The sequence below is a fragment of the Scandinavium lactucae genome (genome assembly GCF_033843265.1).
Lineage (GTDB): Bacteria > Pseudomonadota > Gammaproteobacteria > Enterobacterales > Enterobacteriaceae > Scandinavium > Scandinavium lactucae.
This window is the reverse complement of record NZ_JAWXRD010000037.1, coordinates 79,624-100,417: the sequence shown is the minus strand read 5'-3', so window position 1 is coordinate 100,417 and position 20,794 is coordinate 79,624. Positions and strand designations below refer to the sequence as shown.

At 56.1% G+C, this 20,794-nt stretch carries 21 protein-coding genes; 7 read left to right on the top strand and 14 right to left on the bottom strand.

Annotated features, from left to right (window positions below):
• Positions 1–2: 2 nt before the first annotated feature.
• Both hydN and SIK69_RS16505 read right to left on the bottom strand, forming a co-directional pair.
• The gene (gene hydN, locus SIK69_RS16510; protein ID WP_319629464.1) at positions 3–530 is read right to left on the bottom strand and encodes an electron transport protein HydN; all 528 of its coding nucleotides are present in this window, start codon (positions 528–530) and stop codon (positions 3–5) included.
• A gap of 133 nt (positions 531–663) precedes the next feature.
• The gene (locus SIK69_RS16505; protein ID WP_319629465.1) at positions 664–1,677 is read right to left on the bottom strand and encodes a LacI family DNA-binding transcriptional regulator; all 1,014 of its coding nucleotides are present in this window, start codon (positions 1,675–1,677) and stop codon (positions 664–666) included.
• A gap of 323 nt (positions 1,678–2,000) precedes the next feature.
• Between SIK69_RS16505 and SIK69_RS16500 the strand changes: the two genes are divergently transcribed.
• The 5 genes from SIK69_RS16500 to SIK69_RS16480 all read left to right on the top strand — a co-directional run bounded on the left by SIK69_RS16500 (position 2,001) and on the right by SIK69_RS16480 (position 6,971).
• Positions 2,001–2,480 (top strand): Hcp family type VI secretion system effector, encoded by a 480-nt coding sequence (locus tag SIK69_RS16500; RefSeq protein ID WP_319786576.1) that lies wholly within the window; start codon positions 2,001–2,003, stop codon positions 2,478–2,480.
• Between the two features lie 29 nt (positions 2,481–2,509).
• Entirely contained in the window at positions 2,510–3,394 is an 885-nt protein-coding gene (locus tag SIK69_RS16495; RefSeq protein ID WP_319786575.1) for a hypothetical protein, read from the top strand.
• Between the two features lie 6 nt (positions 3,395–3,400).
• The gene (locus tag SIK69_RS16490; protein ID WP_319786574.1) at positions 3,401–3,856 is read left to right on the top strand and encodes a hypothetical protein; all 456 of its coding nucleotides are present in this window, start codon (positions 3,401–3,403) and stop codon (positions 3,854–3,856) included.
• A 223-nt stretch (positions 3,857–4,079) separates the two neighbouring features.
• A complete protein-coding gene (gene ascF / locus SIK69_RS16485) occupies positions 4,080–5,549 on the top strand; it encodes a PTS cellobiose/arbutin/salicin transporter subunit IIBC (protein ID WP_319786573.1) in 1,470 nt (489 codons plus the stop codon).
• A gap of 3 nt (positions 5,550–5,552) precedes the next feature.
• Positions 5,553–6,971 (top strand): 6-phospho-beta-glucosidase, encoded by a 1,419-nt coding sequence (locus SIK69_RS16480; protein ID WP_319786572.1) that lies wholly within the window; start codon positions 5,553–5,555, stop codon positions 6,969–6,971.
• Between the two features lie 54 nt (positions 6,972–7,025).
• Here SIK69_RS16480 and hycI read toward each other — a convergent pair whose 3' ends face one another.
• Complete coding sequence (gene hycI / locus SIK69_RS16475) at positions 7,026–7,481, bottom strand: hydrogenase maturation peptidase HycI (RefSeq protein ID WP_319786571.1); 456 nt, start codon at positions 7,479–7,481, stop codon at positions 7,026–7,028.
• A gap of 251 nt (positions 7,482–7,732) precedes the next feature.
• Here hycI and SIK69_RS16470 point away from each other — a divergent pair, with 251 nt between their 5' ends.
• Entirely contained in the window at positions 7,733–9,346 is a 1,614-nt protein-coding gene (locus tag SIK69_RS16470) for a sigma 54-interacting transcriptional regulator (RefSeq protein WP_319786588.1), read from the top strand.
• Between the two features lie 18 nt (positions 9,347–9,364).
• Here SIK69_RS16470 and SIK69_RS16465 read toward each other — a convergent pair whose 3' ends face one another.
• The 11 genes from SIK69_RS16465 to SIK69_RS16415 all read right to left on the bottom strand — a co-directional run bounded on the left by SIK69_RS16465 (position 9,365) and on the right by SIK69_RS16415 (position 20,362).
• Positions 9,365–9,778 carry a formate hydrogenlyase maturation HycH family protein gene (locus tag SIK69_RS16465; protein ID WP_319786570.1) on the bottom strand — a complete coding sequence of 138 codons (414 nt, stop codon included), beginning with the start codon at positions 9,776–9,778 and terminating at the stop codon, positions 9,365–9,367.
• On the bottom strand, positions 9,775–10,542 hold the full coding sequence (locus SIK69_RS16460) for an NADH-quinone oxidoreductase subunit B family protein (protein WP_319786569.1): 768 nt from the start codon (positions 10,540–10,542) through the stop codon (positions 9,775–9,777). The genes SIK69_RS16465 and SIK69_RS16460 overlap by 4 nt, the downstream gene beginning before the upstream one ends.
• Positions 10,529–11,089: a hydrogenase 4 subunit H gene (gene hyfH / locus SIK69_RS16455; RefSeq protein ID WP_319629474.1), complete on the bottom strand. Its 561-nt coding sequence runs from the start codon at positions 11,087–11,089 to the stop codon at positions 10,529–10,531. The genes SIK69_RS16460 and hyfH overlap by 14 nt, the downstream gene beginning before the upstream one ends.
• Positions 11,090–11,099: 10 nt before the next feature.
• Complete coding sequence (locus SIK69_RS16450) at positions 11,100–12,833, bottom strand: NADH-quinone oxidoreductase subunit D-related protein (RefSeq protein ID WP_319629475.1); 1,734 nt, start codon at positions 12,831–12,833, stop codon at positions 11,100–11,102.
• Positions 12,830–14,419 carry a hydrogenase 4 subunit F gene (locus SIK69_RS16445; RefSeq protein ID WP_319786568.1) on the bottom strand — a complete coding sequence of 530 codons (1,590 nt, stop codon included), beginning with the start codon at positions 14,417–14,419 and terminating at the stop codon, positions 12,830–12,832. Before SIK69_RS16445 ends, SIK69_RS16450 begins: the two co-directional genes overlap by 4 nt.
• A gap of 4 nt (positions 14,420–14,423) precedes the next feature.
• Positions 14,424–15,074 (bottom strand): hydrogenase 4 membrane subunit, encoded by a 651-nt coding sequence (gene hyfE / locus SIK69_RS16440; protein ID WP_319629477.1) that lies wholly within the window; start codon positions 15,072–15,074, stop codon positions 14,424–14,426.
• A 10-nt stretch (positions 15,075–15,084) separates the two neighbouring features.
• A complete protein-coding gene (locus SIK69_RS16435; protein WP_319629547.1) occupies positions 15,085–16,524 on the bottom strand; it encodes a hydrogenase 4 subunit D in 1,440 nt (479 codons plus the stop codon).
• 16 nt (positions 16,525–16,540) lie between these two features.
• The gene (locus SIK69_RS16430; protein ID WP_319786567.1) at positions 16,541–17,491 is read right to left on the bottom strand and encodes a respiratory chain complex I subunit 1 family protein; all 951 of its coding nucleotides are present in this window, start codon (positions 17,489–17,491) and stop codon (positions 16,541–16,543) included.
• A 10-nt stretch (positions 17,492–17,501) separates the two neighbouring features.
• Positions 17,502–19,517: a hydrogenase 4 subunit B gene (gene hyfB, locus SIK69_RS16425; protein ID WP_319786566.1), complete on the bottom strand. Its 2,016-nt coding sequence runs from the start codon at positions 19,515–19,517 to the stop codon at positions 17,502–17,504.
• A complete protein-coding gene (locus SIK69_RS16420; RefSeq protein ID WP_319629480.1) occupies positions 19,517–20,134 on the bottom strand; it encodes a 4Fe-4S dicluster domain-containing protein in 618 nt (205 codons plus the stop codon). Before SIK69_RS16420 ends, hyfB begins: the two co-directional genes overlap by 1 nt.
• Before the next feature lie 90 nt (positions 20,135–20,224).
• Positions 20,225–20,362 (bottom strand): hypothetical protein, encoded by a 138-nt coding sequence (locus SIK69_RS16415; RefSeq protein ID WP_319786565.1) that lies wholly within the window; start codon positions 20,360–20,362, stop codon positions 20,225–20,227.
• An 81-nt stretch (positions 20,363–20,443) separates the two neighbouring features.
• Here SIK69_RS16415 and hypA point away from each other — a divergent pair, with 81 nt between their 5' ends.
• On the top strand, positions 20,444–20,794 hold the full coding sequence (gene hypA, locus SIK69_RS16410; RefSeq protein WP_319786564.1) for a hydrogenase maturation nickel metallochaperone HypA: 351 nt from the start codon (positions 20,444–20,446) through the stop codon (positions 20,792–20,794).

The window sequence follows — 20,794 nt, the reverse complement described above, 5'->3', positions numbered from 1 at the left end:
TCTCAGAATGCCAGGGCGGTCCGGAGACGTTTATCGGCATTCAGCTTGTCCAGCGCCGCGCGATCGACACAGGTCAAGGCGAAGGTCGGGCACGAGGCCACGCAGGCCGGACCGTCTGCATGCGTGTGGCACAGATCGCACTTGTTCGCCTCGGCTTTTTCCATCTTTACCTGCATCCCAAACCCGTTGGTGCGCAGGACCGGGCGAACCACCACTTCCATCGCCCCATAAGGGCACGCCACCACGCAGGTTTTACACCCGATGCAGCGCTCCTGCATTACATGCACGAAGCCATTTTCACGGGCAATCGCGCCGTTCGGACAGACGTTGGCGCAGGGGGCGTCCTCACATTGACGACAGGCGGTGGCCGTCGACAGATTGACGCCTTTGACGACGTGAATACGTGGTAAGAAGGTTTGCGGCGTCAGCGCCGCGCAATCCTGATCCGCCTGATGCGCGACCGCACAGGCGATTTCGCATGTGCGACAGCCAATACATTTGCTCGCTTCCGCGATGATGAACCGGTTCATCCATTCCTCCAGCCTTTAGCATTAAGGCCGGGGTTATGCATTTTCCGCGCCATTATTAAAATGGCTATTTATCAATTAATTAGATTTTATATTCCCTGTCGTCGTCATTAATGACGACGACAGTTGACGGACATCAGGCGAAAGGTCCGGCGGTAACGGAGTCGCGTAAGATAAGTTCACCGGGGAAGGATTGCTGAAGCTTAAATTCACCGCCGTCGAGCATAAAAATCAAACGGTTGATGGTTTCTTCAATCATCGCCGTGACCGGGATTTTGACGCTGGAAAGCGCAGGCAGGGTATAGGGCGCGAGAGCGATATCATCGAAGCCGATGACCGACACCTGCTCCGGCACCTTCAGCCCTGCGGTCGTAAGCTGTTTAATGGCCCCGATGGCCATATCATCGTTACTGGCTACCAGCGCACTGAACGTCACCCTTCGGTCAAGCAAGGTAGCAACAGCCGCCGCCCCGGTGGCAGGCGTCCATTTCCCTTCGACAATCCATTCATCACGCAACGCAATGGCGTGACGTTCCAGCGCCGCTTTGTAGCCCGCCAGGCGTTCAATCCCGGTCGGGGAATCCAGCGACCCGGTGATAAAGGCGATATCGCGATGCCCCTTGGCAATCAACTGTTCTACCGCCGCCTCGCTGGAGGCTTTTTGATCTGACCACACGCAGTGGCTGGCATTGCGGCGCAGTCGACGGTTGAGCACCATGATCGGCCGGTCATGACGGTGGATTATCTCGTCCATTTCGTCCGGCGTCAGGAAGCGTGGATAGATGATGATCGCGTCACAGCGCAGATCGAGCAGATACTGGATCGCCGCCCGCTCCTCTTCCGCGCTGTGTTTCCCATCGGCGAGGATCAGCTGGCGGCCCTGATCTTCCGTCAGACGTGCAGCGTGAAACAACAGCTCACTAAAATAGACCCCGTGATACAGGGTGTTGGTCACTACCAGACCCAGCGTCTGGCTCTTTTTGGTCGCCAGATTACGCGCCAGCAGGTTTGGCCGATAGCCGCTCTCGTCGATCGCTTTGTACACCCGATCTTTGGTTTCCTGGCTGACGTAGCCATTGCCCGACAGCACGCGGGATACGGTGGCTTTCGACACGCCAGCGCGCTTCGCCACTTCCAGCATCGTTGCCATGTTGCTCATCCCCGATTTTTCGATGGCCGAAAGTTTACTTCAGCACAACAGAGTTTGCAGCGATTTGTCCTCGGCAGACGGTCCCCTGAGACCAGATCGGCAACGACGGGGCTGTATTTGCATTCACCATTGTTATTTAGTGGAGCCATTAATAGATAACAGAGCATTTTGTTTATTCGTGCGCATCGATTAATTACATACGCACTTTCCATTATTTTTATTGCTTGTTTATTATTAACGGCGAATACTGCCAGACCATTCAGATAACGAACCACCATTCACTTATAATTTATACGAAGAACTAATGAATAAGGAGCATTCATATGGCTGGCTTAACGTACTTAACGCTTAATGGTAAAAGACAAGGCTTAATATCAGAAGGTTGCCTCACTCAGAACTCAGTCGGTAATAAAGCACTGATTGCGCACCAGAACCAAATCTTTGTCTTTTCTCTGTCGCATAACCTTTCGCGGGAACAAAATGTTAGCCATCATAATCTTACTATTATCAAACCTACCGATAAGTCCTCGCCGTTACTGGCAAATGCCATTTCTGAGAATGAATCATTGACCTGTGAGTTCGATTTTTATCGCACGGCTACAGCCGGATGCATGGAACGTTACTATAAAATAAAACTGACCGAGGCGCGGATAGCGGACCTGCACCTGTATATTCCCCACAACATTCATCATTCTGGCGAAGAACCGCAGGAAAGCGTTTCCTTTTCTTATCAGTCCATTAGCTGGGAACATTGCATTGCCGGAACCAGTGCCTACAGCATCTGGGAAGACAGGGTTTTTTAACGTTTATCCTTCTGTATGGAGAAGTGTGTATGCCTGTTTTTAAAGGAAAGAACGCAACATGGGCGGATTCGGTTGGCTGCGTTTTACGCGGTGAGCAGCAGATCAACCAGCTGGTACCTGACCATCCGTATATCAACACGCTTGCGCATATGGAAGAACTGCTCGCGAAAAATACCCGGCACTATATGTTACTGACGCTTGGGGAAGTCAGAGGCATTCTGAGTGACCTCACGGGCACGGCGGATGATTTTTTCTCTTACAAGCTGGGCGGCGGCAACATTAAGGATATCTGGGACGGCAAAAACACACTCGGTAATTTAACCACCTATCTTAACGAAGCGGATCAGCTGAAATTTAACTTAAAAGGGCTCGGCATCCAAGCGGTCGCCTGCAAATATGGTGCTGAAACCTATATCAAAATCACCGGCTATCCCAGCGTGCGGCGTATTCTGAATGGCACCCGTTATAAGGCAAGGAATCCACAATTACTTGAACTGGGCATCGGCTGGCGAGGCGTGGCACATACGGTCGTTAAAGGAATAAAATTCTGCGTTTACTTTTCACTGGCCTTCCGCGCGATAGAGCTCATATTTAAAAAAGAGTACACCCTCGTGGATTTCTTTGGTGATGTAATTATGGATACGGCGAAGACGTTAGTTTCTAGCGTTGTCGCCGTCGCGGTTGGTGGGGGAATAGCGCTATTTTGTCCTTTTATTATTTTAACCACTGCACTTGTAATTGCAGTAGGGATTGCTATAAATGTAAAACTAAACATTCTTGATTCAGACTATAATTGGTCTGTAAAACTGAAAACTGCGCTTCAAGAGGCATTGTTTGAAGAGCAACGAATTCATGCATGGAATAACACACACCTTGGTCATGAAATGACTTTATTTTATAACACTCATAACTAAATCAAAATGAAAATAAAAACACCCTCAATATTAAAAAAATTACCGAGATTGACATTAGGAATGCTTCTCATCATTACGCTTGTTTATTTTGTCGATTTCATAGTTGATTTACCTTATAGAGACATCATGCCACTAGTCACTGGTGGTGACTATTTCTGGTTTGACGGAAGACGAATCGCCTTACTGTCGACAGTTCCGGCATTTATTTTTGTCATCGGCTATACATTTATTTCAATGTTCTCTGAAAACTATCACCCATCAAAAAAATCGCATCAAAGAGTCGGTATTTTTACAATGGTGATATTTTTATTATTTATTACAATAAATGCAATCGCCTTATTTTTTTATCTTTACCTTGCGATATTCACACCATACAAAAACTGTGAAGACCCTAAACTCAAACATTACTTTGTCACTGATTACGCCATCTGCAAGACAATAGTAAACAATGAATTCAATTAATGATCCTGAAAAAAACCAGATTCTGGCTACCTGTTCTGCTTAAGCCCCCCCCCCATCAGGCAATCACCCGGCTATCACAAACCCCCGCTCACTAAAATCAGATCAAGCTCACGAAAACAAAATAGATCCTCTCATTCTCTTGTTTCACCACTCCGATCTCTTCATGATTTTGTGGAACCGGTTTCCTACACAAATTTTAATCACAATAAGATGGAATGACCCGATGTCGAAAAATTATGCCGCACTGGCCCGGGATGTGGTGACAGCCCTGGGCGGTGCCGACAACATCACCGCCGCGACCCACTGCATGACGCGACTGCGTTTTGTGCTTAACGATCCGACGCTGGCCGATGCCGCTACGCTTAAATCCCTCAAAGGCGTGCTCGGCGTGGTACGCAGCGATAATCAGTGCCAGGTGATCATCGGCAATACCGTTTCGCAGGCCTACAAAGAAGTGATCAGCTTGCTACCGGACAACCTGCAGCCCGCGGTAGAAACGGGTCCGCAGAAGCTGACGCTACGTCGGATCGGCGCGGGCATTCTGGATGCACTGATCGGCACCATGTCCCCACTGATCCCGGCGATCATCGGCGGTTCGATGGTGAAACTGCTGGCGATGGTGCTGGAGATGTCCGGCGTGCTGAGCAAAGGTGCACCAACCCTGACCATTCTGACGGTCATTGGCGATGGCGCGTTCTTCTTCCTGCCGTTGATGGTTGCCGCCTCTGCGGCGGTGAAATTCAAAACCAATATGTCGCTGGCGATTGCGATTGCGGGCGTGCTGGTGCATCCAAGCTTTATCGAGCTGATGGCTAAAGCCGCGCAGGGTGAACACGTTGAGTTCGCGTTGATCCCGGTGACGGCGGTGAAATATACCTATACGGTTATCCCGGCGCTGGTGATGACCTGGTGTCTGTCGTACATCGAACGTTGGGTCGACAAAATCACCCCGGCGGTAACCAAAAACTTCCTGAAACCGATGCTGATTGTGCTGATTGCCGCCCCGCTGGCTATTCTGTTGATTGGCCCGATTGGCATCTGGATTGGGAGCGGGATCTCCGCGCTGGTATACACCGTCCACGGTTATCTGGGCTGGCTGTCGGTGGCGATTATGGGCGCACTGTGGCCGTTGCTGGTAATGACCGGCATGCACCGCGTATTTACCCCGACCATTATTCAAACTATCGCCACGACCGGAAAAGAAGCGATGGTGATGCCGTCTGAAATTGGAGCCAACCTGTCGCTCGGCGGTTCGTCACTGGCGGTGGCATGGAAAACCAAAAACCCGGAACTGCGCCAGACGGCGCTGGCAGCGGCGGCATCGGCCATTCTGGCGGGTATTTCTGAACCTGCGCTGTACGGAGTGGCGATTCGCCTGAAACGCCCACTGATTGCGAGCCTGATTAGCGGTTTTATCTGCGGCGCAATTGCCGGTATCGCCGGGCTGGCAAGCCATTCCATGGCCGCACCTGGGTTATTTACCAGCGTGCAATTCTTCGACCCGGCCAATCCGATGACCATCGTCTGGGTATTTGGCGTGATGGCGCTGGCCGTGGTGCTCTCCTTCGTGCTGACGCTGCTTCTGGGCTTTGAAGATATTCCGGTGGAGGAGACCTCTGCCGTTGATGGCGCGGAACACGCCCAAAAAGCACAGGGCATCTCCGTCACTGAACAACCTTTACAAGCGAGGTAACGCATGTTTCCTAATGGATTTTTATGGGGCGGCGCACTGGCCGCTAACCAGTCTGAAGGCGCATATCTGGAGGGCGGCAAGGGTCTGACCACCGTCGACACCATCCCGCACGGCGCGAACCGGATGCCGGTTAAACTCGGCCAGGAAAAACGCTTTACCCTGCGCGAGGACGAGTACTACCCAAGTCATCAGGCGATTGATTTCTATCATCGCTATAAAGAAGACATCGCGCTAATGGCGGAAATGGGCTTCACCGTGTTTCGCACCTCGATTGCCTGGGCGCGTCTGTACCCCAACGGCGATGAACTGACGCCGAACGCGGAAGGCATCGCGTTTTACCGTGACCTGTTTGCCGAGTGCAAAAAGTACAATATCGAACCGCTGGTGACGCTGTGTCATTTCGACGTGCCGATGCATCTGGTGGTGGAATACGGCTCGTGGCGCAACCGCAAAATGGTGGAGTTCTTCACCCGCTACGCCCGGACCTGTTTCGAAGCCTTTGATGGGCTGGTGAAATACTGGCTGACCTTCAATGAAATCAACATTATGCTCCACAGCCCGTATTCCGGGGCCGGGCTGGTGTTTGAAGAAAGTGAAAACCAGGAGCAGGTCAAGTATCAGGCCGCGCACCATGAGCTGATTGCCAGCGCCCTGGCGACCCAAATCGCCCATGAGGTGAATCCACAAAACCAGGTCGGTTGTATGCTGGCAGGCGGCAATTTCTACCCTTATTCCTGCAAGCCGGAAGACGTGTGGATGGCGCTGGAAAAAGACCGTGAAAACCTGTTCTTCATCGACGTGCAGGCGCGTGGGGCTTATCCAGCCTACTCTGCGCGCGTGTTCCGCGAAAAAGGCGTAACCCTCGAAAAAGCGCCGGGCGATGATGAGATCTTAAAGCATACCGTCGATTTCGTGTCGTTCAGCTACTACGCCTCCCGCTGTGCGTCGGCAGATATGAACAGCAATAACACCAACGCGGCCAACATCGTCAAATCGCTGAAAAATCCGCACATTAAAGCCAGCGAATGGGGCTGGGGTATCGATCCTCTGGGGCTACGCATCACCATGAACATGATGTACGACCGTTACCAGAAGCCCCTGTTCCTTGTCGAAAACGGTCTCGGCGCGAAAGACGTGGTAGAAGCCAACGGCGAAATCAACGACGACTACCGCATCAGCTATTTGCGCGAGCATATCCAGGCGATGGGCGACGCCATTGACGACGGAATTCCAGTGATGGGTTATACCACCTGGGGCTGCATTGATCTGGTGGCAGCGTCTACCGGTGAGATGAGCAAACGCTACGGGTTTGTGTACGTCGACCGCGATGACGCAGGCCACGGCACCCTGGCGCGTTCGCGCAAGAAATCGTTCTGGTGGTATAAAAAGGTGATTGCCAGCAACGGAGAAGATTTGGTGTAAGACTCTTGCCCGGTGGCGCTAACGCTTACCGGGCCAGGCCTACCGGGTATTTTCCTACAAACGCTCAAATCCGCCGTCGCCCATCCAACCTTCCAGCCGCTGATAAACCGTCTCCGTCGCCGCTTTCACCTTCTCGGTCATCGGATAATAGAAGCCGACAATATCCGGCTGAATACCAAGGAAAATCACTTCACCCGCATCTTCTTTCAACTGGTCGATCAGATAGTTGAGCGGCATGTTGTGCGTGGTCATCAGGAACATCTCGGCAATATCATCAGGATCGACAATCCTGATATCGCCTGGCTCCAGTCCCATCTCGGTGGCATCGACAATCAGTAAGCGCTGTGGGTGCATCTCACGGATGGCCGCCACTTCTCGCTCCGGTGCGCTGCCGCCGTCAAGCACCAGCCAATCCCCTTTCGGCGCTGCGGCGCACATTTCTGCCAGCAGAGGCCCCGCGCCATCGTCGCCCATCATGCTGTTGCCGACACACAGTAATACGTTGGACACGCTTTTCTCCCCATAAAAAATAGCTTTAATGAGCAAACTACCCATTGATATCAACGAATGATCCTAAGGGGGTATCTTATATTGCACGCAGCCCGCAAATACTGATCTCAAATAGCATTGCAGATGCAACCCGCCGCGCTGCAATTTCTCGAAAACAGGCTAACGCGATGAATGATGTAAAGAAGTTAAGTGGCAAGAAAATAAGAACCATTCCCATTACAAATACGGAATGGAATAATCAATTGATAGCCATGATCAATTCCGGGGTCAAACCTGAATTAGTTGAGTTCTTTCATCAGTTAAAAGACGAGCGTGATGAATACCGAATTTTGGTGGACATCACTAACTCGGTGCTGGCGCATCTCGACAGAGAGGGCCTGGTCAACGCCATCGCCCAGGACATCCATCGCTTCTTCGCCATTCCCTGCGTGTCGATAGCCTTTATCGACAGCGAAACGTCTGATGCCTTCCCGGTGACCGCCTGTGGCTGGCATGAAAACAACGGCCATTATTGCCAACAAAAAACCTATCCTCTGGCACAAAGCGTGGTCAAAGGCGTGCTGGATACCGGCCAGCCTCAGGCCGTCGCGTTGCATGCCAATCTGCGCGACCCGCTGTTGCAGGATTTATTTGCTGCCCACATGCAGGCCGCCCTGCTGTTGCCGTTAACCTTTAATGCGCACTCACCGGGAATATTAATTCTGGCCCATACCGATGCCAGCGCCTTTACCCCGGCTGTGTGCTCATTGTTGGGGCAAATTGCGTCACGTATTAGCATCGCGGTGGATAACGCCAACGCGTGGAATGAAATAACCCGGCTAAAAGATTCGTTAAAGCAGGAAAATATCTGGCTTAACGAGCAGATTCAAAATGTCGAAAGCCTGAACGATATTATTTTTCAGAGCACGGCGATGAAGAACCTGCTGCGTCAGGTGGAAATGGTCGCCATGAGCGACAGCACCGTGCTGCTGCTGGGGGAAACCGGTACCGGTAAGGAGCTGATTGCGCGCGCTATTCACAAGCTGAGCCAGCGCGCTAGCCATTCGCTGGTCAAAATGAACTGCGCCGCCATCCCGGCGAGCCTGCTGGAAAGCGACCTGTTCGGTCATGAAAAGGGGGCGTTTACTGGGGCCACCAACACCCACATCGGGCGCTTTGAGATGGCTGACGGTGGCACCCTGTTTCTTGATGAAATCGGCGATATGCCGTTGGAACTGCAGCCCAAACTGCTGCGCGTTTTGCAGGAGCGCGAGGTCGAACGCCTCGGCGGCAGTAAAGTTATTCCGGTTAACGTCAGGATGATTGCCGCCACCAACCGCGATTTGCATCAGATGGTGCAGGACCGCGCGTTTCGCAGCGATCTGTTTTACCGCCTGAACGTGTTCCCGATTGTTATCCCGCCGCTGCGCGAACGTCCGGAAGACATTCCGCTGCTCGCGACGTGGTTTACGCAGAAGCTGGCGGCGCGGATGAACAAAACCATCGACACCCTTCCCGCCGCCTCGTTGCAGGCACTGTGTCAGTATCCGTGGCCGGGCAACGTACGTGAACTGCAAAACGTGATTGAACGCGCGGTGATCCTGACCCAGGGCAACACGCTGAATCTGCAACTCAACGATCTGAAAATACCTTCGTCGCCTGGCCACACGCCACGCGTGCAGCCCGCCGCACTGAAGCTGCCGCCGATGTTCAATCCGCAGATACCGGAAAATGATGAAGGTGAGCGGGAAAGGATCGTGCAGGCACTGCGGGAAACCAATGGGATTGTAGCGGGCCCAAAAGGGGCGGCACAAAAACTGGGTCTGAAAAGAACGACGCTGCTTTCGCGTATGCAGCGTCTGGGGATCAATACGCGGGATCTGTAACCGCCTCCCGCGCCTTGATTACGCCAGCTGGCGTTTGACGATCAGGTAGATCGCCGGTTCACGTTCGATCTCAGCCAGTAGTTCGATCAACCGCAGACTCCAGCTTTTAAAAGGCTCATCACCTTGACGGCTCAGCACCGACAGGGCGTTCGCCAGCAGCGAGGTGTGGGTCGAATCAATGGTTATCTCCCCGAAGGTCAGCAATCCCCGCAGCTTGCGGCAGGCCTCACCCGCCGGGAGTAATTCCAGCCATTCGGTATACCCCTCCAGCGGACATTCCAGCTCGGTTTTCAGGCAGTCGATCATCCCGACGTGATGACCAATCGCCAACGAGTAATACATCACCTGCTGGCTTTCCGCAGGCATGTCATCATCGCTGTCGACGAACTTTTGTCGCAGCGACCAGAAGGTCACTTTTCCGTTTGCGCTCACGCCGTCACCTCCCCGGCAATCACCGTCATCAGCGCATGAACAATCTCCGCCAGACGCGGATCGTTCTCTTTGCGCAGCCAGGCTTCAACGTCGTGCGCCGCCTGCGACGGCTGCTTGTGTTGAATCATCGACAGCAGATGCATACTGATATCCCCGCCCTGCCGATAACCCGCCATCCGCCGGGCTTCGCGTTCAACCGCCACCCGCAGCGTCAGCGGTACGTCAGGCAGAATCATTGCCGGTTTTTCACCTTCCCCCTGTACGTGCTCAATGCCTTTCAGCTTTTGATCGAGCAGGCCCAGCGCCACGGCAAAACCGTGGATCGTGGCCGCAGGCGTTGGCGGACAGCCAGGGATCCACACGTCGACCGGTACGATGGTGTCGCTCCCGCCCCACACGCAGTACAGATCGTGGAAAATTCCCCCGCCCACACCGCATGCGCCGTAGGAAATACAAATTTTCGGATCCGGGGCGGACTCATACGCCCGCAGCGCCGGGACGCGCATCGCACGCGTGACCGCCCCGGTAAACAACAAAATATCGGCGTGACGCGGGGAAGCCACGACTTTAATGCCGAAGCGCTCGGCATCAAACACCGGGGTAATGGCCGAGAAAATTTCGATTTCGCAGCCGTTGCAGCCCCCACAATCCACCCGATACACATACGCCGAACGCTTAATGTCTTTCAACAGCGTTTGTTTCATGCGCACCGCGTCGTCTGCCAGGGTTATCGGCTGGCTGGCGTGATGATTAAACTCGCTCATTGGGCTCCTCCGCGCCGGATAAACTGAAGATGCGTGCATCATGCTGGCCCAGCGTCTGCTGGCGTTTACACGCCGGACAGGTTGTAAACTGCGACGCCATCCCGGCCAGTGCCTCATCGCTGACGCCCGACTGACGCAGCAGCTCTACCGCGTACTGCACTGATTTTTCCGGAGTGAACGGGAGCTGGCACCGGTCACAGTGTTGCAGGCGAAACACCGCCTTAACGTAAAGATCGGCTTTGTTGGTCACCGCCAGCTCAAAATCATTAGTCAGGCGAATGGCCTTCGTCGGGCAAACCTCTTCGCAGCGGCCACAAAAAATGCAGCGCCCGATGAACAATTGCCAACGTCGCTCGTTGCTTTGCGGATGGGTTTCCATGGTCAGGGCGTTGGCCGGGCAAGCCATGGTGCATGCCGCGCAGGCAATACACTGCTGTGGGTTAAGCTCCGGTCGGCCACGAAAATCGGGGCTTATCTCCAGCGGTTGAAACGGGTATTTGACCGTCGGTTCGCCCGCTTTCAGGATAGTTTTAAACAGTTTTAGCATCGTTTAATCCTTACTTGAGCGGCGAGTGCTTACGCTCAATGCTATAGCGTTCAATCTCTTTGTACGGCACGGTGGTGGACTTGCGTTTGCGGACATCCACCAGCGTGACGCGGTCGGTGCAGGAGTAGCACGGATCGAGGCTGCCGATAATCAACGGTGCGTCGGAAATAGTGTTACCGCGCAGCATGTAGCGTAGCACCGGCCAGTTGGCGTAAGTCGCCGCCCGGCAGCGCCAGCGGAACAGCTTCTGGTTGTCGCCGAGCATGCTCCAGTGCACGTCTTCCCCGCGCGGGGCTTCAACGTAGCCGAGCGCAAATTTGTGGGGTTGATAGGTAAAGCCTTCGGTCAGCAGCGGGCCATCGCCCATGGTATCGAGCGCATATTCAATCATCGCCAGCGAGTCGAAGGTTTCTTTCACACGCACCATCACCCGAGAGAACACGTCGCCGCCGTCATAGGCAAACAGGGTTTTTGGCAGATTGCCGTAGTCCGAATACGGATGGTCGAAACGCATGTCGCGCTTGAAGCCACTGCCGCGGATCAGCGGCCCAACCGGGCTATAATCGCGGGCCACCTGGCGATCGAGAATACCCACGCCCTGGGTACGCTGCCCGATGTTCGGCGTGGACATCAGCATATCCACCAGTTCGGTCACTTCCGCGCGCATTTCGCGCACCAGTTGGATCGTTTTAATCCGCTGTTCTTTGAGGATATCGCGGCGGATCCCGCCGATCAGGTTCAGGCCATACGTTTTACGCGAGCCGGTCAGCATTTCCGCCATCATCATCGATTTTTCACGCACCCGGAAAAACTGCATGAAGCCCGTATCGAAACCGATAAAGTGGCTCGACAGCCCGATGTTGAGCAAATGGCTGTGCAGGCGTTCAACTTCCAGCAGCACCGAGCGGATGGTGTGCGCCCGCTGAGGCACCACGATGCCCAGCGCGTTTTCCACCGAAGTGGTGTAGGCCACGCTGTGCGCAAACCCGCAGATACCGCACACGCGGTCAGACAGGAAAGTCACTTCGTTATACCCCATACGGGTTTCCGCCAGTTTCTCCATCCCGCGATGGACGTAGAACAGGCGGTAGTCGGCATCAACAATGGTCTCGCCGTCGACAAACAACCGGAAATGCCCCGGCTCATCGGAGGTGATGTGCATCGGGCCAATCGGCACTACGCGCGCCTTACTGTCGCCGTCGTTGATGAACGGATAGGTTTCCGTCTCGGTGGTCGGGGCCGGGCGCTGGCGATAGTCCATTGCGTCTTTACGCAGCGGATACATGTCGTCCGGCCAGTCATCCGGCAGCACCAGACGGCGTTCGTCCGGCAGGCCAATCGGCTTCAGACCGTACATGTCACGGATCTCACGCTCGCCCCATACCGCCGCCGGGACGCGCGGGGTCACGGACGGAAACTCAAGCGAGTGATCGACCAGGCCTTTCACCACCACCCAGCACTTCTCGCCCTCTTCCATCGACATCGCGTAGTAAACCGCGAAATGGCCGTTCAGCGAGCGCTCATCGTTGCCAAACAGCACCGGTAACCAGCCGCCACAGCCGTAATAGAGAAACTCTACAATCTCGGGCAGTTGGTTGATTTTGACGGTGATGGTCACCTGGTCGTTGGTCTGACGCTCTTCATCCAGCACCGCGCCGGGAAATTTCTGCCGCAGCAATGCCAGATAACCCAGACCACGTACATCGCCCTGCGCGAGGCCGTTCATATATTGTTGATAACTCACTTCGTTTCTCCAGCGCACTCGCGGGTGCAAAGACTGTGGTTAGCGGCAGCGGCGGGTTTGTTCGCCCACGGCCACGCAAATTCCTGTTGAGAAGACTGATGCAGCACAATCGACGCGGCATTTTCCAGCAGACGGCTTACCGGCTGTGGAATGTGGGTGCCCATCACCAGCATCAGGACCAGCAAAATCGCCATCGGCAGCGTGGTCAGCCAACCCAGCTCGCCCCGGCTGGTCGCCTGTGGCGCATCGCCAAACAGCAGGCAAGCTACCATCCTCACCAGGCCGCCGAGCACCACGGTTAACAGCAGCAGCAGGCCGATAGTCAGCCAGATGTGTCCGGCGGCGAGGCCCGCCGTCACCACCATAAATTCACTGAGGAACACGTTGAACGGCGGCATCCCACCCAGCGCCAGCGCGCCTGCGGCCAGCAATACCGCGCTGAACGGCATCAGTTTGAGCATCCCTCGCACGACGCCCAGATCGCGGGTGCCGTACTTCAGCAGTACGTTGCCGGACCCGCAGAACAGCAGCGTTTTGGCGAGGCTATGGTTGAGAGTGTGCAGCAGTGCGGCCAGCACCCCAAGCGGCCCGCCGATGCCCAGCGCCACGGCAATCAGCCCCATGTTTTCCACGGAGGAGTAGGCCAGCAGACGCTTAACATCCTGTTGCACCAGAATGAAGAACGCCGCCACCGCCACCGACAGCAGACCGAACACCACCAGCAGCGTATTCGGGAATGAAGTGCCAATGGTCTGGGTGATGATGATGTGGAAGCGGATAATCACCAGCAGCGCGCAGTTAAGCAGCACCGCAGAGAGCAAGGCGCTGGTCGGGCTTGGCGCTTCACTGTGTGCATCCGGCAGCCAGGCGTGCATTGGGAACAGCCCGGTTTTGGTGCCAAAACCAATCAGCACAAAGACAAACGCCAGATGCATCAGGGTCGGATCGAGCTGGTCTGCATGTTTGAGCACTTCGCTCCAGAAGATGGCGTTGTGCGCGTCGGGCATAAAGCTCGCCGCATTGGCGTACACCAGAATGGTGCCGAACAGGCCGAACGCCACGCCGACGGTACAGATGATGATGTACTTCCACGCCGCTTCCAGGGACGAACGCTGACCATAAATTCCCACCAGGAAGGCGGAACTGAGGGTGGTGGCTTCAATCGCCGCCCACATGACAATCAGATTGTTGCTGGTCACCACCAGCATCATGGTGAACAAAAACAGGTGGAAGAAACCGTAGTAGTTACACAACGTGGTAACGGAAATCTCGCCTTCATCGACCTCATGACGCATGTAGCCGATGGAGTAGAGTCCGGTAAGGAAGCCGATAATGCCGAGGAGCGCCAAAAACAGCGCGCTCAGGCTGTCGAGATGCAGCCACAGATTGGTGGAGAACAGCTCGCCCTGAAGATAAACCTGACCGACGGCGTACAGCGTTACCGCCAGCAGGACAATAATGCCGACCCCGTGCAGCAGCGTGACCGCCACGCGAGCCTGCGCGCCCAACCGCTGACAGGCAAACGCCAGCAGCGCGAACAGCAGCGGCGTGATGAGTAACAGGGTGAAAATTGCAGAATGACTCATTGTGTTATCCCTTCAGCGCCGTCAGTTGATTGACATCGAGCGTGCCGAGCGTGCGCCAGATCTTTCTCACCAGCAGCACCATGACAATCACCGCGAAAATGGCGTCGGTCGCGATGCCAATTTCCACAAGCTCCGGCGCTTTATTGGCTAACAGCGCCAGCACCAGATGCGATCCGTTTTCCATCAGGCAGTAACCAAACACCTGCTTGAGAATGTTGCGTTGGGTGACGATGCACAGCAGTCCCAACAGGAAGTGGCCGAGCGCCACCGCCAGTGCGGGTTTCAGTCCCTGCAATAGCGGAAGCTCCACCGGACGCACCACCAGCCAGCACAGCACCACAATTACCGCCGCGGCAATCATCAGCAGTACCGGGCTAATCAGGCTGACATCGGCGGCCGGATCGGCAAGTTTGCGCAACGCAAAGCCCATAATCAGCGGCACCAGGATAACTTTGGTCAGCAACGCGCTGAAGGACCACATCAGCAGTTGTTCGGAATCGAGCGTGCGTGAGAGGGTGAAGAAAATCAGCACCAGCACCAGCGACTGTAACGCATAGCACCAGCAGGCCCCGCGCGGATGTTTCGCGCCAATCACCAGCAGCGACGTCACCATCATCAGCCCGGCGAGATTATTTACGAGTAAGGCTCCGGTCATCGTCGTCTCCTTAATTAAGCCACATCGCGGCAATCACGCTGGAACACAGCGACATCACCACCAGCACGACTAACACGGCCCGCATCGCCAACGGCAGCGGGGTCATTTGCGCCACTTCCGGGCTTGGCTCTCCAGGCACCACCCGTCCGAACCAGTAGATAAGCCAGGCGAAGCTGGCCACGGATTCCACCAGCGCCAGCACCATCACCGGGATCAGTTCCCAGTGGTCGGCTGAGAGGGTGAACCCGGCGGCAAACACGGGGAATTTGCTGAAGAAGCCGTTGAACGGGGGCACCCCGGCAATCGCCAGCGCCGCCACACAGAAGCCGATCCCAAGCAACGGTGATTTGCCCATCACCCCGCGCAATTTCGGCAACAGGCGAGTACCACAGCTGTAGCTGAACGCACCCGCCACCAGGAAGAACAGGCTCTTGGCGAAGGCGTGGTTGAAGATGTAGGCAATCCCGCCGTCGAGCGCCTGCTTCGAGCCCAGCGCCGCCATTGACAGAGCGAGGAACATCCACGCCAGCTGCGTGATGGTCGACCACGCCAGCAGCCGCTTCATATCTTTTTGCGGCAGATACATCATGAAACCGTAAATCATGGTGATAGTGGCCATCACGATGCCCACCCAACCAATGGCATGCGGCACGTTGCCGCCTTCCAGAATGGCGCGGGCAAAGATGTAGACGCCCACTTTCACCATCGACGCAGCATGTAAGTAAGCGCTAACTGGGGTTGGTGCTTCCATCGCATCCGGCAGCCATGCCTGCATCGGCAGCTGGGCAGATTTCCCCCACGCCGCGAACAGGATGCCGCCATACACGATATAGCTCGCCGTCCCCTGTAGCTGGCTCAACGCGCTCAGCGCGAAGGTGCCGGTATTGAGGAACAGCGTCGCGGCCGCGAGGTATAACCCCAGCGAGGCGACGTGGGTAATCAGCAGCGCTTTCATGGCTGAACGCTGTGATTTTTGCGTCTGGTAATAGCCAATCAGCGCCCAGGAACAGCCCCCGGTAATTTCGAAGAACAGCAGTTGCCCGAGCAAAGTTGAGGAGAGCACCAGCCCGGCCATTGCGCCGATAAAAATCAGCAGAAACGCGTAGTAACGGTTGCCGCCATCATGCGGATGCTCACGGTTGCCACGGGTCAGATAGCCTGTGGAATAGAGGCTCACCAGCAGGCCGAGGAACACCACCGCAAAGGCAATCAGGGTACTGATTCTGTCCACGGTGAAGCCGAACAGGGCGACACCGTGATAGCTCACCAGCGTGTAAGTCGCATCGACCTTGCCACCGGCGAGAAACTGCCAGCCCAGAATCACCGTGCCGAGCGTGGCCAACAGAGCGAAGAAAGAGCAAAGGTGTTTCGCCCGCGTCTTCGGCGAACAGGCCGTCAGCAGCGCGCCGATAAACGGCACCAGCAGGGTCGTCAGCGCTATTTTTTCCATCATTTCACGGCGCTCCTTACAGCCCAGTAAAATAGAAGACGAAGGCCAGCGCCGAGACGCCAAACCCGAGCCACGTGACATGATGCGTCAGCAGGAATCGCCCACGCGCCAGCGAGTTCTCCACCAGCGACGCCAACACAAACACCACCAGCAGCTTGATGAACATCACCCCCAACGCCAGCAACAGTGCCCCAGGGGTGAGGCTTGCCGCTTTGCCGAAAGGTAAAAACACCGCGAGGAACATTTCGGCTACCACTACCTGCTTGAGGCCAATCCCCCACTTCACCAGCGCAAAATCGGAACCGGAATATTCGGTTAGCGGGCCTTCCTGTAGCTCCTGCTCGGCTTCGGCAACGTCGAACGGAATTTTGCCCATCTCAATGAACGAGGCGAAACCACAGGCGAGGAAGGCCATGAAAATAGCCAGCGGTGAACTCCAGCCCTGCGACAGCGCGGCGCTGATGGTGCCGATGTTGGTCGACCCCACGATCAGCGCCACCACCAGCAGGCCGAGGATCAGAATCGGCTCCACCAGAATGCCCAGCGTCAGTTCGCGGCTGGCACCAATGCCCGCAAACGAACTGCTGCTGTCGAGCCCGGAAAGGGCAAAGAAGAAACGGAACAGCGCGAACAGGTACAGCAGGGTAATTAAATCCCCCGCCCCACCGAACGGTGAGGTCTGGGTAAAGACCGGTAATGCCATCGCCACCAGCAGCATGCTGCTGAGCAGGATCCACGGCATCACGCGGAACATCGCCCCGGACTGAACCGGCCCCACTGGCTGGCGTTTCAGCAGCTTGTTGAGGTCACGGTAGTCCTGCAAAATGCCAGGCCCACGGCGGGAGTGCATACGCGCCCGAATCTGGCGGGAAATGCCGGTCATCAGCGGCGTCAGGGCCAGCAATATGACGGCCTGGCAAACCGCGAACAGCCCCATGCCCCACTCTGGCGTTTGTTGGATTAACATCTCACTCTCCTCACAGGGCCACGGTCAGTAACAGAACCACCAGCGCCACCACCACATACAGGCAGTAAAGGCGGAAGTCCCCGCTCTGCATCCGCTGGATGCCCGAACCGACGCGCTGAACAAGCCGCACCAGCGGCCAGATAATGCGCTCGTCCCAGAAAGGCTCGACCGCCGCCGCACCGTCAGTCACTTTGGTCAGACTGCGGCCCAGCGCTTGCGAAGGATCGAGCTGTTTACGCATCCGATACAGCGGGCCGAACATCACGCGCAGCGGCTGGGTGAAGCTACCAGCGGAGGCGGACATGGCGTCTTCCCAGGCGTAGCCACAGGCCCACGGCTGGCCGCGGCGGCGGAACGGCCCACGCTCGCCGCGCAGAACCCACCACACCACCAGCGGCAGTAGCGGCAACCCTAACAGCAGCAGGAAAGAGACCGCCGGGGAGAACATCGCCTGGGCGCTGTCGCCCGGTTGCAGGAGGGTGTTGTGGGCGACAATCAACGCCGGGGTGTGCGTCAGCGAGGTGGCGACCTGCGCCAGCACCGGAGCCACCACCGAGGCCCCTACGCCGAGCGCCACGCACAACAGCGCCATGACGATCATCGCGGCGGTCATTGGCCAGGGCACTTCACGGGCGTGTTCGGCCTGCTCGCTGCGCGCCCCGCCACAGAAGCTGATGCCATAGACTTTGACGAAGCACATTGCCGCCAGGGCACCGGTGATCGCCAGCATCACAATTGCAATCGGCCCGGCCAGACGCTGGGCAAAGTCGCCCTCGTGGCTCAGGGTGAACAGGGATTGATAGGTGAACCACTCGCTGACGAAACCGTTCAGCGGCGGCAGCGCAGAAATAGACATGCAGCCAATCAGGAACGCGGTGCCGGTGAGCGGCATCAGCTTCGCCAGCCCGCCCATTTTTTCCATATCACGGGTGTGGACGCGGAAAATCACCGCCCCCGCGCCGAGGAACAGCAGCCCCTTGAACAGCGCATGGTTGAGCAAGTGGAACAGCGCCCCCAGCAGACCGATGGTCGCCAGCAGCGGATGATGGGTCGCGATGCCGACCATGCCGACCCCGACGCCCATCAGAATGATGCCGATGTTCTCGACGGTGTGCCACGCCAACAGACGCTTGATATCGTGCTCCGCCAGCGCATACAGCACGCCGAGCACCGACGAAACGGCTCCGAATGCCAGAACCACGAGGCCCCACCAGCTTTCGGTCGCCCCCAGCAGATCAATCCCGACCTTGATGATGCCGAAAATACCGATTTTGACCATCACCCCGGACATCAGCGCCGAGGCATGTGAGGGTGCCGCCGGGTGTGCGCGCGGCAGCCAGCTGTGCAGCGGCAGCATCCCCGCTTTCGCCCCAAAGCCGAGGAATGCCAGAATGAACACCACCGATGCCAGGCCAGAGGAGAGATGCAGTTGACGGAAGGACTCAAACTCCAGACTGCCGCTTTCGCGCCACATCAGGAAGAACGCCACCATGATCAACACCGATCCGGCGTGGGCGATAAAGAAATACAGTAGCCCGGCTTTGATCGACTCCTCACTCTGATCGGCGATGACCAGGAACCACGAGGCCAGCGACATCATTTCGAACAGAATGATGAACCAGAAACCGTTATCCATCACTACCAGGCCGACCATCGAGGCGATAAACAGGTTCATAAAGAAACCCATCGACGCCGCGCCTTTGCCGAGATATTCCTGCATGTAAGAGAGGGAATAGAGGGCGCAGAGTGTGACCAGCAGCGAAATGACCGTTACCATAAACGCCGCAAGGCTATCAACGCGCACGCTGAAGGCGGCGAACGGGAACGGGCCCGTGGCGCTCCAGAACAGCACTTCCCCGCTGAACAACAGCGGCAGCGCGCTGCATAACCCCAGCAGCCCGCCGAGGATGGCGCTTAAGCCCGCCACCCGAATTGCCAGCGCTTCGTTTTTTTGCAGCAGCAGAGAAACCACGCCCCCAACGACGTACAGTGCCAGCGACCACATCAGTAATTGCAGTGCATCCATTAGCGTTGCTCCCCTGCAAGGTTCAGGCCCGGTAAGGACTCCGGCATCGACAGCGCCGTTTGCGTCCGGCGCGCTTTCATCTGCGCGTTGACGGCCTGCGGTTCAATCAGATGCAGCGCTTTGGTCGGACAGGCGCTGACGCAGGCCGGACCTTCCGGTAAGAAATGGCACAGGTCGCATTTCACAGCGATGGCGCGCACGCCCGCGTTCCAGCTCAGGAACGGGTTCATGCCTTCCGGGCTCACCGGCACGTCGCTGAGCATGGCGGCCGGAACGAAGTGTTCAAACTGCGCAGGCACGTTCAACGGCGTACTGCCCGCAGGCGTTATCGCCCCGAACGGGCATACCAGGCCGCACAGTTTGCAGCCGATGCACAGGCTCTCATTGATTTGTACGCTGTCATCCTCAACGGCGATGGCGTTCACCGGGCACACCCGTTTGCAGGGGGCGTCTTCGCAATGACGGCACAGCACCGGCGCGGTATTCTCGCCGGTGCGTGCCATCGCAAGCCTCGGGTGCTGCTGGAGCCCCTGCGTTTTATGGACATCAGAGCACGCTGCGAGGCAGGTATTGCATCCGATGCACCACTGAGGATCCGCAATGACAAAGCGGTTCATGGTTATTCCTCTGAAGCGGAAGAAAATTATCCGGCTTGTGTAGCAATTTGCGTGCCATCAAATCATTCCAAATTAAATCAAAGAGATAACCTATTTCCCTACTGACAAACCGCTGTCATCGTCACCATGACGACGATTGTGACGATCGTCGTCGTCCCCGCCGTTTTTTCTCAACGTCATTTGTGGCGACAGGCCGTCACAATTGTCATCCAGCCAATGTCGATGCATGACTTCTCTTTAAAAATCAACGGAATAAATTGTGGCCTGTTTTTTGCTTTAACCGGTGAAGTTGACCAGACGAGAAACGTTATGCACGAAATCACCCTTTGCCAGCGGGCGCTGGAAATTGTTGAGCAACAGGCGCTCGCCAACGACGCCACCCGCGTGAGTGCCGTCTGGCTGAAAATCGGGGCATTTTCCTGCGTGGAGCCCGCCTCGGTCAGTTTCTGTTTTGAGCTGGTGTGCCGCGGCACGATAGCGGAAGGCTGCCAGTTGCACATTGAAGAACAGCAGGCGGAGTGCTGGTGCCCGACGTGTCAGCAATATGTGCATTTGCTGTCGCAACACGTTCGTCGCTGCCCCGATTGCGGCAGCGATCGGTTACGCATTGTCGCTGACGATGGTTTTCAGATTCAGCGTATCGAAGTCATTGAGGAATAA